General features: G+C 37.2%; 12 protein-coding genes. 7 read left to right on the top strand and 5 right to left on the bottom strand.

All coding sequences use genetic code 11. The annotated features are described in order from the left end of the window. Positions 1–239: hypothetical protein (locus ABXH34_RS14770; RefSeq protein ID WP_353572654.1), on the bottom strand; the 239-nt coding region annotated here is incomplete at its 3' end. Between the two features lie 4 nt (positions 240–243). Then, a complete protein-coding gene (locus tag ABXH34_RS14765; protein WP_353572653.1) occupies positions 244–423 on the bottom strand; it encodes a hypothetical protein in 180 nt (59 codons plus the stop codon). A 29-nt stretch (positions 424–452) separates the two neighbouring features. On the opposite strand from ABXH34_RS14765, the gene ABXH34_RS14760 reads away from it, so the two are divergent. Further along, a complete protein-coding gene (locus ABXH34_RS14760) occupies positions 453–716 on the top strand; it encodes a tyrosine-type recombinase/integrase (RefSeq protein ID WP_353572652.1) in 264 nt (87 codons plus the stop codon). Between the two features lie 263 nt (positions 717–979). Here ABXH34_RS14760 and napF read toward each other — a convergent pair whose 3' ends face one another. Then, positions 980–1,471, bottom strand: coding sequence for a ferredoxin-type protein NapF (napF, locus tag ABXH34_RS14755; protein WP_353572651.1), 492 nt, complete (start codon positions 1,469–1,471; stop codon positions 980–982). A gap of 23 nt (positions 1,472–1,494) precedes the next feature. After that, the gene (locus tag ABXH34_RS14750; protein WP_353572650.1) at positions 1,495–2,163 is read right to left on the bottom strand and encodes a hypothetical protein; all 669 of its coding nucleotides are present in this window, start codon (positions 2,161–2,163) and stop codon (positions 1,495–1,497) included. 336 nt (positions 2,164–2,499) lie between these two features. On the opposite strand from ABXH34_RS14750, the gene ABXH34_RS14745 reads away from it, so the two are divergent. The 3 genes from ABXH34_RS14745 to ptsP all read left to right on the top strand — a co-directional run bounded on the left by ABXH34_RS14745 (position 2,500) and on the right by ptsP (position 5,482). Next, positions 2,500–3,027, top strand: coding sequence for a hypothetical protein (locus ABXH34_RS14745; protein ID WP_353572649.1), 528 nt, complete (start codon positions 2,500–2,502; stop codon positions 3,025–3,027). Positions 3,028–3,491: 464 nt separating this feature from the next. Continuing rightward, a complete protein-coding gene (locus ABXH34_RS14740) occupies positions 3,492–3,761 on the top strand; it encodes an HPr family phosphocarrier protein (RefSeq protein ID WP_353572648.1) in 270 nt (89 codons plus the stop codon). Beyond that, on the top strand, positions 3,758–5,482 hold the full coding sequence (gene ptsP / locus ABXH34_RS14735; RefSeq protein WP_353572647.1) for a phosphoenolpyruvate--protein phosphotransferase: 1,725 nt from the start codon (positions 3,758–3,760) through the stop codon (positions 5,480–5,482). The genes ABXH34_RS14740 and ptsP overlap by 4 nt, the downstream gene beginning before the upstream one ends. Before the next feature lie 79 nt (positions 5,483–5,561). Here ptsP and ABXH34_RS14730 read toward each other — a convergent pair whose 3' ends face one another. After that, positions 5,562–5,978 (bottom strand): hypothetical protein, encoded by a 417-nt coding sequence (locus tag ABXH34_RS14730; RefSeq protein ID WP_353572646.1) that lies wholly within the window; start codon positions 5,976–5,978, stop codon positions 5,562–5,564. 598 nt (positions 5,979–6,576) lie between these two features. Here ABXH34_RS14730 and ABXH34_RS14725 point away from each other — a divergent pair. The 3 genes from ABXH34_RS14725 (at position 6,577) to rpiA (ending at position 10,776) form a co-directional block, all read left to right on the top strand. Beyond that, complete coding sequence (locus ABXH34_RS14725; RefSeq protein ID WP_353572645.1) at positions 6,577–8,400, top strand: hypothetical protein; 1,824 nt, start codon at positions 6,577–6,579, stop codon at positions 8,398–8,400. A 24-nt stretch (positions 8,401–8,424) separates the two neighbouring features. Continuing rightward, positions 8,425–9,882, top strand: coding sequence for a glycogen synthase (locus tag ABXH34_RS14720; protein ID WP_353572655.1), 1,458 nt, complete (start codon positions 8,425–8,427; stop codon positions 9,880–9,882). Between the two features lie 237 nt (positions 9,883–10,119). Continuing rightward, complete coding sequence (gene rpiA, locus ABXH34_RS14715; RefSeq protein ID WP_353572644.1) at positions 10,120–10,776, top strand: ribose-5-phosphate isomerase RpiA; 657 nt, start codon at positions 10,120–10,122, stop codon at positions 10,774–10,776. Positions 10,777–11,174 lie beyond the last annotated feature (398 nt).

Raw genomic sequence — 11,174 nt, 5'->3', positions numbered from 1 at the left:
ATCACATAGTGTTCAAACATATCCCCTTTTTGCTTAGAGGTTAATTTAACATTATCTTTAGCTACAACATGGGTGGAAGGGTGAAAAGGCGGTGTAGGCTTAATAACCTTTTCTTTTTCTGGAGCAAAGTAACGATTTTTTGTTAAAGGAGAGTTTAGGTCATAATTTTTATAGCGTTTTTTTTGCTTATTTAAATTAGCTCTATAGTCATAATTTGGTTTTACTGAATCATGAAACATATCATTAAGACTTTTTACATTTTTCAGGAAAACGTTTTAAATTATTGCGCAGCTTAGATTTAACAGCAATAGCCATTAGTACAACAAATAATAAAGCAATGCCTAAAAACACCCCAGAGCCAGAAAAAAGCAATATAAGGGATAAAACCAAAAATAGCCAAGAAAAAATCCCAATTCTTTTCATCTCAAACTTCCATCAAAATTCATTAATTATTGTGTCACATTTCTGTTGAGCAATTGTTTAGAAAAAGCTACCACATATTTAGAAGAACTCTAAAAAAGTGCAGTTTTAAGGTAAGAGATAATCAAGCCAGCCACGTATTGAGGCATACTTTTGCAACTTATTTTATTGCCAACGGCGGAAATATTCTTGCGTTAAAAGAAATCTTAGGGCACAGCGACATGAAGATGACCATGATTTACGCACAATATTCGCTTGAACAGGCTAAAGTTTTAAATCCGTTGACTGCTTTGTGACAAAAATAGCTTTTAAATACTAACCTAATCTATTAAAATCAACCTATTACATGCTTTCGTCACCTTATCCTATCTGAACTGAATATTCATCATCAAACGAGGCTAACATGAAAGTTTATACTTGTACATATTGGCTGTAAAGTCACTAGGGCAATCAGATTTAAACAAAGCCAAATTTTTAATTTCAGTCCGAATCAGTAGGAATAAATAGACTTGTACCAATATAAAAATCACAAGAAAAATATATTTTTAAAATAAGTAAGTTAAATTAAATCAGGGCTTTCTAAATATTGCATTTGGATAGCTTGAGTTGGACAAGTAGCAAAACATGCTCCACAGCCTGTACATTGATTCAGGTTAATTTCTGGATGTGCAATACCGCCTAATTTAGCTGGGAAACGAATAGCACTGTATTCACAAAATTCGCCACAAGTGATACACACCACATTTTGTTGCGCTAAACAGGCTTGATTGATTTGGATTTTAAGTAACCACGGGATTTGCTGATCAGATTTGCTGATCGCAGAAGTTGGACAGGCCTCAACGCAATGTTCGCAAAAGGTACACTCTCCTTTAGAAAAATCAATTTCAGGAAATGAACCTCTTCCTTTCACAATAATATGTTCAGGGCATTGCTCAATACAGGCATGACAACGACTGCAATTTTCAATAAACTCAGCTTCTGGCTTTGTCCAAGGTGGACGAACGGAACTTTGTTTGCCACGGAGTAGCTGCATTCGGGAAAAGTTTGTCATTTGGAGATGTCCATAAACAAAAATTACATAGTAGGGGAAATAGTGAGTTTAATATCTTGTTCAGTATGAGATTGAATAAAATAAAATAGGGCAGATAAAAAAGGAGTCAAGGTGTCATTAGGCAACTGAGAGAGGCGAATATCATTAGCCTGATTAATTCTTAATTTCCAAGCAGTTAAAGATAAGCCATACTCATGCACTAATTCTAATTGTTGTATATTAGAAAAATCAACTCGCTGTGGTATTCCTAGCATGTTTTTCCATATAATGGCTTTATTGGTCAGAGCAATCCCACGTCCTTGTGCTTGTAAACGCCCTGTGTCATAGTAAAAATAGTATTGTTCTGCCTCTAATTTTAAATTTACAAAGGGATAAGTCTGTTCTAACTCTTTTAACCATTGTATGTTTAGTGTTTTCAGCGGATATATTTTGAACAAGGTTTGAAAATTTTGATAAATGTGTTCTTCAGTAATATCAAACTGATGTAGTAATTTTTCACGCAACTGGTTAAATAGTGGATTATCAGATTTTCCTTCTTGACCTGATGCGGATAAACATTGATCTAGAACTTGAATCGCTTGTTGATATTGTTGTTTTTGGATTAAGCTTTGTAAATAAGAAGATTCACCACAAGTTAACGCTACAACTGATTGACTACATAGTAATAAGAAAAATAACCATCCATAACGCATTGTTATACACTCCCTATTTTCACCACTGTTTTCATTGTATGGTATCTATCATTTTAATGCTATATGTACATGGATACAGTTTTTAAACAGATTATTATTTTTAGAACTAGAGTTAGACTTTGCTAACAATTATTTCTGCCTTAAACTCAAGCTTGCTCGTAAAAAAATTAAGCATAGACCAGGTTAAATCAGTACAGAGCGATCATTATGCAGCAGGGAATGAAAAAGATGGGCTTGCAAATTCGACCTCCTTCATATTTTACTGTGCTCTTTGCTTTCCAAATCAAGCCAGATTCGATACTATTTTACCGATAATATAATAAAGAGGAATGCAGCATGAATTTAAAACAAAAAGGTCAAGATACCCTCATTTCATTGAAAGATTTAACAGTGAATATGAATTGGAGTACCGCCGCTGATTTTGATTTAGCCGTTATTTATAAAACTAAAGAGAATGAGCAAGGCATTGTTTATTTCGGTGATTTAGGTCAGTTAGAACAATTTCCTTATATCCAGCTTGATAAAGATGCTGGGGTTGGTGATACCACTGGCTCAAAACAAGAAACCTTAAGAATTAAACATCTTAATGATATGAAATATGTTTGGTTATTTTGCTGGGATTATGGCATGGTCAAAATCGGCAAAACTGCGCGTTTCACAGGGAGTGATGTTAATTTGCACTTGCTTGACCATGAGGGCAATCAAAACATTGTAGAACTTGATGATGTTGAAGATGGCAATGTGTGTTGTATTGCTACCATTGATAATACCAGTCCAACAGGTGCGATGTTAATTAATATCAGTCGTTCAGCCACTTTACACAAATTGGAAACCCTTAACCAATTATTTGAAGTCGTAGAATAACAATCGGTCTAAATGGAAAATAAAACACCATGCTTAGATAGATTAAACAGAGAGCCAAACAATGGGAAATGAGGTTTTCGATAACACATAATCCTAGGCTCTCATGAAACAGATATAGTCAATTATTGAAGCGGTTACAGTCCTAAACACTTCTATAAAAACCACTATAATTCCTTCTTCAAATCAGCTATTACTTAAAGCTTATCAGTAAAAAATTAAGCTTCTTAATCACTAAAATATGACCTGTCATTTGATGAATATTTAACATTTCAAAACAGTGGGTTAAAATCTAATGGGGTAGTTGCTGTACTCATTCGCACTCTCAAACTATAGTTTAGAACCCATTTATATAATATGGGTATATTTAGATTTGTGATTAATGTGCTCAATTTTATGTAGCTTATATTAATTAAATTGGTTAAGGTAATGCCTTATTAAGTATGATATTGTTTTGAGGTAGAGCTTTGTTACAAGAAACACTTACAATTGTAAATAAATTAGGATTACATGCCCGTGCTGCTGCAAAATTAGTCAAACTCGCTTCGACTTTTAGCAGCGAAATTCATTTAAAACGCAAACAACGTGAAGTGAATGGCAAAAGTATTATGGGTGTGATGTTGCTCGCGGCAGGCAAAGGCTCTGAAGTTGAACTTTCTGTTTCGGGCGATGATGAAGAACAAGCATTTCAAAAAATTGTTGAACTTATTAAAAGTGGTTTTGGAGAAGAAGAGTGAGCTTTACCCTGCAAGGTATTGGGGTTTCTAAAGGGATTGCGATTGGTAAAATCCACATCATTGACCATGACACAATTGAAGTCAATGAATACACCCTATCAAAACAAAGCTTAGATGACGAAGTTGCACGATTTGAAAATGCGCTGGTCATTGCACGTCTGCAATTGGAAAAAATTCAACAAAATGTTCCAAAAACAGCACCTGAAGATGTCGTCACCTTTATTGAAACCCATCTTTTAATGTTAAACGATAGTCTACTAGTCGATGCACCAATCAATTTTATTCGCGAAAAACAATGTAATGCGGAATGGGCTTTAAAATTACAATGTGATTATTTAGTCAAAGTATTTGATGAAATGGATGATCCTTATATCAGCAGTCGCAAACGTGATGTTGAGCAAGTGGTATCCCGAATCCAGCATATTTTACGAGGTCATACCGAATTACCTAGTAGCTCAGATGTGTCTAATGCAATTGTGGTTGCAGATGATTTAACGCCTGCAGATACTATTTTAATGCAGCATCAAGGGATTTTAGGTTTTGTCACTGAATATGGTGGTACAACTTCACATACTGCGATTTTAGCCCGTAGTTTGGGGATTCCGGCTATTGTCGGCTTACACCGCGCGAGACGTTATGTTAGGCCTGATGACACTTTGATTTTAGATGGCGTACATGGCGTGATGCTTATTGCACCAGATCAACGCGCTATTGAATATTATCAGAATCAACAAAAGCAAGATAAACAAAGACGCACCGCACTAAAACGTTTAAAACAAGCCCCTTGTATCTCTATTGATGGCCAAGAAATTAAATTACATACAAATATTGAATTCCCAGAAGATATCGCAAGTGTAAAAAAAGCAGGCAGTGATGGAGTCGGTTTGTATCGTACTGAATTTTTATTTATGAATCGTCTCGATCCGCCCGACGAGGCTGAACATTATGCGGCTTATCTCAAAGTAGTTAAATCTTTAAAACAAGGTGAAGTCACGATCCGAACGGTGGATTTAGGTGCTGATAAACAAGCTAATCCCCAACATTCTGGGCCTTGGATAGCTAATCCTGCATTGGGTTTACGTGCTATTCGTTTGTGTTTGAAAAATATGAGTTTGTTTAAACAGCAGTTGCGAGCTATTTTACGAGTCTCTGCTGAAGGCAATGTGCGGATGATGATTCCAATGTTGTCTGGTTTGCAAGAGTTAACCCAAGTTTTAAACATTGTTGAGGAAACACGACGAGAATTATCTCAGGAAGGGTTTGATTTTGATCCGACAATGCCTGTGGGAGCAATGGTTGAAGTGCCCGCAATGGCTATATGTACAGATTTATTTTTGCCTTATTTAGATTTTTTATCGATTGGTACTAATGACTTAATTCAATACACCTTAGCCATCGACAGATGTGATGATTCAGTAAATTATTTATATGATCCGCTACATCCTGCCATTTTGCGTTTGATAAAAATGAGTATTGACGGTACTGCTGATAGTGGTAAGCCGATTAGCATGTGCGGGGAAATGGCGAGTGATACCCGTTATGTACGCTTATTGCTGGGCTTAGGTTTGCGCTCATTTAGTGTTAATCCAGAGGCTTTTTTAGAGGTCAAACAGATCATTAACAATACAGATATGAGTGAATTACATATCATCATCAAACGTATGTTAAACACGAATTCTCCAACAGAAATGCGCTTTTTATTGGATAAGATTAACGAGTGAATTATTTTAGTCAAATCACTGAAAATGGCCTCTTTGATATCATCTCAAGGCCATCGTGTGTCACCACAACTAACACTCGTTAGTTAATTGCGGAAAACCACTTAGCCCCAAATAAACCACCTTCTTTTGCTTTCCAGCTATTATCTAGCATAATTTGTTTTAAACGGCGTTTAATTTCATCATCTTTCAACTTGCCTTGGGCTTCTTGCTTAAACATTTCAAACGCATCATCAAATTCCTTACGATCAACTTTGCCATCGGCTGCAAAGCGTTCCAATAATTTCTTAGCCTGCTCTTCAATTTCACGCTCTAAACCATAACCATTTTCACTCGCAGCTTGACGAATGATAGACAGTCCTTTTTCAACACCAATGCCCATTCTAATGCCTTCTTCCAAAATGCGCTTTTCTTCTTGGCGGTCAATGTATCGGTCGTCAAACACTTGCAATTTAATATATTCTACAAACTTATCAATGGTTTCTTGAGTGACTGACATCGGGTTTTCCTCTTGTAAATTGGGTTGTTTAGGACAATAGTGAGTCTGTAAATGGTTATATCAGGTCTTATGACTCAGGAATCAAGGATTTTTAATCCAAGCAGTTAATTAAGAAAAAGACGATAACCGTATTATTTTGCAGATTACTCAATCTGTCGACACCTATAAGATAGGAATAGATAGCTGTTTAATGGGTTCAATATTGCCAGATTGCAATATAATCCGTACAGCAAAATAGCAATACTGAATTCTAACCTGTCTGCCGCTTATTACAAAGTATTTGATATTATTATCTTGGCAATTTAATGAGTTGAGAGCCATTCTCATGCCCAACTATTCGATCTAAATACCTGTTTTTAGCATCATGTTAAACTTTAGTTGGTTTGAAAATACGAACAAATAAGCAGCCATGTAAAAAATGAACCCCAGTCTTTTTTGAATAAGTTACCTTTTTCTGTCATATTAACCTGCACCATTCTTAGTTTTAAAGATATCAATAGATTAAATTTTGCTAATATTAGACTGAAAAACGCCTAGCACAATCTGCTAAAATGGATTTCAAAATAAATCAAGAATTGCCACCATGACGGAGGGCATTATGCCGCAAATTTTTCATGCACTTACGCTACATTTGCACCAACCACCAAATAATCTACAATTATTGATAGAGACTAATCCCAAAGAAGCAGAGCAAATTATTCACTGTTATGACCGTATTACACGCTTTGCCCACAAATATATAAATATTGCTCATTTTCATATCGCGTTTTCTGGCTTACTGCTGCAACAATTACAACAGCCTAAAATTATTGAACAATATCGCCAATACATTGATATTCCTGCCATGTTAGAAAGCTACCGGTTGGCTAAAAATATTGAATTATTGGGGATGGGTATGTATCACCCGATTTTTCCTTTGATTGCCCCTGCGGATTGGGAAGCGCAATTGCAACTAGAACGGGATTTGATGCTTGAGTTATTTGGGCGTGCGCCCCGTGGTTTTTTGCCACCTGAAATGGCGTTTTCCATGCAAATGATTCCTGCTTTAGTCAGAGCGGGTTATGAATATGTATTGATTGATGCGAGCAGTATTCGGCCAGAACATGAGTCAGTGGATATTTTTCAACCTTATATTGCCCAATATCAAGATGCTCGTATTACAGTGATTCCAATGAGTCGAGACATTTCTAGTGCTCAGCAAACAGGCTTAGACCCCGTTTGGTTTGCACAGGAAGTCCAGCATCAAGTCTGGCATTCTGCTAGGCCTGATGCACCGCGTTTACTCTCCACATGGTCAAATGGAGAAAATAAACGTTGGTTTCGATTGGAAGAAGAAGGCTTTTTTGGGCATTTTATTGCGCCGTATGTCGAACATGCTGAGAATGGAGAATATCCCGTATTACCCGTGAGTATTGGTGAATATCTAAAACAGCAACCTGCTGAAATGCGAGCCAATATTGAAGCGGGTGCATGGAATATGGGTTCAACATCAGGTTATGGTTTAGCTGATTGGGGTGGCTCTGATGCACAACGCAAGGCGATTGTCAAAATGCGTGATGTTCGGCAGCGTTATGAAAAACTTAGCCAAATTCAAATATCTAAAACAGATCAAACTAAACTAGCACAGATTAGGCAACAGATTTTAATCAGCCAATCCAGTTGCTTTATTTTTTGGGGAGATGAATGGATTCAAAAATTATTTGATTTTTTACAAGTTTCAGAACAACAATTATCTGAATTAGAAACCATTTATTTTAAACCCACTGCATCAACTCGAGCTAAAAGTGCAAAACCCGTTGCAACACCACAACCATTGGTTTTACCTAAAAAAACTGAGCCAAGCGCATCATCGTCAAATCAACCGCTGAGACCCAGTCATAAAGTCAGCAATCATCTTGAGAATAAAACAGCCGTTGCCACTCAAGCTACAGCAGTTGAACCATTTTCTGTTAAGGACTCAACAAAGCTTGCAGCAAAATCACTCCATCAACCAATTAGACCCACAGCAGATTTAAAACCGTCAGCAAAACCGATAGAAAAAGTTGAGGCAACACCTAAACCAGCGATGAAAAGATCATCAGCGCAAACAAAGCCTAAAGCAGCGACCAAGCCATTGTCAAAAACGACATCTAAAACAACAGCCAGATCAAAAACAAGCAGTGCGGTTTCCAAGCCTGCGCTAAAACCCAGTGCTATTGTTGAATCTCAGCCTGTTGAAAAATCTGAATCAAAAGCAGTGAAAACAGAATCGAATACGGATACAAAGCCCGTAGCGGCGAAGCCTAGAACAACAACAGCGCGAACCACTACAACATCAACTGGTGATAGTGTAAAAGCGACGATAGAAGAAGCTAAACCCATCCCTCCAAAACCTACGCGGCGTAAAACCACAGCCCGTAAAACAACTAAAAAAACCTCATAAAAGGGAGATTGCACTGTGTTTACTATGATGGTTTCACCAGAATGTGCTTCAGTTGCTAAAGTCGGTGGATTAGGTGACGTGGTTCAAGGTTTAGCGCAAGAACTTGCGATTCGCGGCAACAATGTTGAAGTGGTTTTGCCTAAATATGACTGTATGCGTTATGACCATATTTGGGGCTTGACTAAGGTTTATGAAGACTTATGGGTACCTTTTTATGACCAATGGATTCATTGTGATGTCTATTTTGGATTTGTAGATAATATTAAATGCTTCTTCATTGAATCAAATTCAGAACATAATTTTTTCAATCGTGGCAAATATTATGGGGATAAAGATGATGTTGCCCGTTTTGCATTTTTCTCGCGTGCAGCCTTAGAATTTATGCTCAAATCAGACAAAAAACCTGAGGTGATTCATTGTCATGATTGGCAAACTGCGTTGATTCCTGTGTTGCTATATGAAGTCTATCACCAGTTAGGCATGGGTAATACCCGAGCTTGTTTTACTTTGCATAATATGGGACATCAAGGGATTACGGGCAAAGAAGTGTTGCAACAATCGGGTTTAGATGTCGCCAAATTAATGACCGCTGAAAAAATGTTAGACCCACATCACCATGATGCAGTGAATTTGATGAAAGGTGGGATTATTTTCTCCAATTTTGTCACCACGGTTTCCCCTACTTACGCATTTGAAATCCAGCACACGGAACAAGGTCAGGGATTGCAGAGTATTTTACAAGCTAATAGCAGCAAATTAGGTGGCGTATTGAATGGGATTAATTACGATATTTGGAACCCAGAAATTGATCCATTTATCCCCCATCATTACAATATGGATTCGTTGCCGAATAAGGTGAAAAATAAACAAGCTTTGCGCCAACGTTTGATGTTAAGAGATGACTTTAAGCCATTGATTGCAGTTGTGAGTCGTTTGGATAAGCAGAAGGGCATGGATTTGATTTTACATGCGATTTACTATGCTTTGTCTCAGCAAGCCCAATTTGTTTTGCTCGGTGCAGCGGCGGAAGACAGTATTAATGCCAAATTTTGGGATGTGAAGCATGAATTAAACGATCATCCTGATTGTCATTTAGAAATTGGCTATGATGAAGAACTCGCACATTTGATTTATGCAGGTGCAGATATGCTTTTAATTCCAAGTATTTATGAGCCTTGCGGATTAACTCAAATGATTAGTTTGAAATATGGAACTGTGCCGATTGTACGCGAAACAGGCGGCTTAGCGGATACGGTATTTGATGCTAATTATTCTGACAAACCGTATGAAGAACGAAATGGCTATGTTTTTTCAGATGTGACTCCTTTGGCTTTAGAGTCTGCGATAAATCGCGCTATTGGCTTGTGGTATAAATATCCGCGCTATTTTCGCCAGCTTCGGGCAAATGGGATGAATCAAGATCATTCATGGAATCATTCAGGCCAAGATTATATCAATATTTACGAACATATCCGCGCTTAGTTAAGTGTGTTTGCCACTTTAAGGCTGTCCTCAGAAAATGGGTAATCCTGCTGAAGTGCAAGTGAACATCATCTGTTACAGTTTATTCAATATTTAAAAAAACTTTAATATGGATAGCAAGCACTAGATTAAATCACATTATAACTGGGTTTATGTTTTCAATGATGAGCCTAGCTATAATAGATTAAACTATGTGTGTATTAAGCAACATAACACAAATAACAAGGAGGGATTATTTTGACACCTGATGAGAAAAAACAACAAGTTGCCAAGGCTGCATTAGAATACGTTGAACCAGACATGATTATTGGGATTGGTACAGGCAGTACCGCCAATCATTTTATTGATGCTTTAGCCGCTATTAAACATACGATTGAAGGTACAGTCGCAAGTTCTCAAGCCAGTGCTGACCGTTTGAAATCACATCATATTCCTGTGTTAGATTTAAACGGCGTGCGTGAAATTGATATTTATTTTGATGGTGCGGACGAAGCAACAAAATATTTACATTTAGTTAAAGGCGGCGGCGGTGCGTTGACTCGTGAGAAAATTGTGGCGGCGGTTAGCAAAAAATTTGTTTGTGTTGCAGATGATAGCAAGTTAGTTGATGTATTAGGTGCATTTCCATTGCCGATCGAAGTGATTCCTATGGCGCGTAGTTATGTTGCTCGCGAAGTGGTTAAATTAGGTGGTAAACCAATCTGGCGCGAGAACTTTGTGACAGACAACGGTAATCATATTTTAGATGTACACAACTTAAATATTGCTGAACCTGTTAAATTAGAACAACAGTTAAATCAAATTGCAGGTGTTGTTACCAATGGTTTATTTGCTCAACGTCCTGCTGATATTTTGATGTTAGGTACAGATTCGGGTATCCAGATTATAGAATAATGGTTGATGTAGTGAGGATTGTAGTGACAGCATATTCATTGTTATCACTTTCCTCATTTTTGGGACTGCCCGTTCTTTAAGAATATGTAGTCCTCACATCTGCTAGTCAAAGCTTAAGATTTCCACTTACGACAAGAAAATAATAGATGAGGCACGAGTATATCAGTTTTATTGATGCTGCCTTGTGCCATCCTGTTAGATGATGACGTGATCGTCGTCGCAAATTAATGTGGGCAGACAAGTGGTGTCGTTTGCTATTTAGTGGTTTTAGTCAGAGGATGGTTCTAAAACAGTTTAGATGTTTATTTCCATGTATAAGGTTAAAACCTTCGCCTTTCAGGCGAACAGATTTATCTCCCTAAACTCAAGAATGGCTTATAATATGAGAGATGGAATAC

Source organism: Candidatus Albibeggiatoa sp. nov. BB20, from assembly GCA_016744725.1.
GTDB lineage: Bacteria > Pseudomonadota > Gammaproteobacteria > Beggiatoales > Beggiatoaceae > Albibeggiatoa.
The sequence above is the reverse complement of the archived record's forward strand: the minus strand, read 5'-3'. Positions and strand labels throughout refer to the sequence as shown.